This window comes from Streptococcus sp. k-378, from assembly GCF_013277505.1.
Lineage (GTDB): Bacteria > Bacillota > Bacilli > Lactobacillales > Streptococcaceae > Streptococcus > Streptococcus pseudopneumoniae.
Genome location: NZ_VMNC01000137.1, coordinates 1 through 1,651 on the forward strand (window position 1 = coordinate 1; position 1,651 = coordinate 1,651).

Below are 1,651 nucleotides of genomic sequence, written 5' to 3' on the forward strand. Positions count from 1 at the left end.
GTGGACCAATGAATTTCTAAGGCAAGTCTCACAAGCTTATCCAGATGACTATATGTTACTTGTCATGGATAATGCTATATGGCATAAATCAAGTACCTTAGAGATTCCAAGTAATATTGAGTTGGCTTTTATCCCACCTTATACACCAGAAATGAACCCTATTGAACAAGTCTGGAAAGAAATTCGAAAACGAGGTTTCAAAAATAAGGCTTTCCAAACATTGGAAGCCGTCATTGATAAGCTTCAAGAAGTTATTCAAGGACTGGAAAAAAGCGTTTTAAAGTCCACTGTCAGCAGACAATGGACAAGGTTGCTTTTTGAAAATGATTGAGTATGAAAGCGTAGTAACAAGGAATCATGAGAAGTCAGCCGAACCCATAGTAGTGAGGAAACTTCTGTAATGGAAGTGGAGCGAAGGGGTGAATACTCAAACAGTCTGGGGAGAGACTGTTTGAGGTCTGTCGCTAGAAAGAGAAAACGACAGATCGAAGTAATCCTACTTCACTTGTGTCTGTAAAACGAACGGTCTGATAGAACTGGACTCTGTCACGTATTGACTAGATGAAGGCTCACCAATATAAGATGTCCCTCAGGCACCAAAACAAGAAAGGAATACGCACATGTCAAAATTGCTAGATAAGATATTATCACGCGAAAATATGCTGGAGGCCTACAATCAAGTAAAATCCAATAAAGGCTCAGCTGGGATTGATGGAATGACTATAGAAGAGATGGATAATCATCTCAGACAAAACTGGCGGTTGACTAAGGAACTGATAAAACAGAGAAAATATAAGCCTCAACCAGTTCTTAGAGTTGAGATTCCTAAACCAAACGGAGGCATCCGTCAACTAGGAATTCCAACAGTTATGGATAGAATGATTCAACAGGCCATTGTTCAAGTCATTAGCCCTATTTGTGAACCTCATTTCTCAGATACGAGTTATGGCTTCAGACCAAATAGGTCATGTGAAAAAGCCATCATGAAGCTCTTAGAGTACTTAAATGACGGCTATGAGTGGATAGTGGATATAGACCTAGAGAAATTTTTCGATACGGTTCCTCAAGATAGATTGATGTCCTTAGTACATAATATTATCGAAGACGGAGATACGGAATCCTTGATTCGTAAGTATCTTCATTCAGGTGTTATTATTAATGGTCAGCGTCATAAAACGCTAGTTGGTACACCACAGGGAGGAAATTTATCTCCTCTCTTATCCAATATTATGCTTAATGAATTGGACAAGGAATTAGAAAAGAGGGGACTTCGATTTGTGCGCTACGCAGATGATTGTGTGATTACGGTCGGAAGCGAGGCAGCCGCTAAGCGTGTGATGTATTCAGTCAGTCGTTTTATTGAGAAACGGCTAGGTTTGAAAGTAAACATGACCAAGACTAAGATTACCAGACCAAGAGAGTTGAAATATCTAGGTTTTGGGTTCTGGAAATCATCAGATGGTTGGAAAAGTCGTCCACATCAAGATAGTGTTCGGAGATTTAAGCTTAAATTGAAGAAACTAACACAGAGGAAATGGAGTATAGACTTAACAAGACGTATTGAGCAACTGAATTTGTCTATTCGAGGATGGATAAACTATTTCTCATTGGGAAATATGAAAAGTATAGTAGCCAGCATAGATGAGCGCTT

The 1,651-nt window shown here is 39.2% G+C and carries 2 protein-coding genes; both read left to right on the forward strand.

Annotated elements, in window-relative coordinates; translation table 11 throughout:
• Window positions 1-331 (forward strand): transposase (locus HT719_RS10660; protein WP_172929178.1); only part of this gene is annotated, 331 nt, incomplete at its 5' end.
• A 289-nt stretch (window positions 332-620) separates the two neighbouring features.
• On the forward strand, window positions 621-1,651 hold a 1,031-nt coding region (gene ltrA / locus HT719_RS10665), incomplete at its 3' end, for a group II intron reverse transcriptase/maturase (protein WP_172929180.1).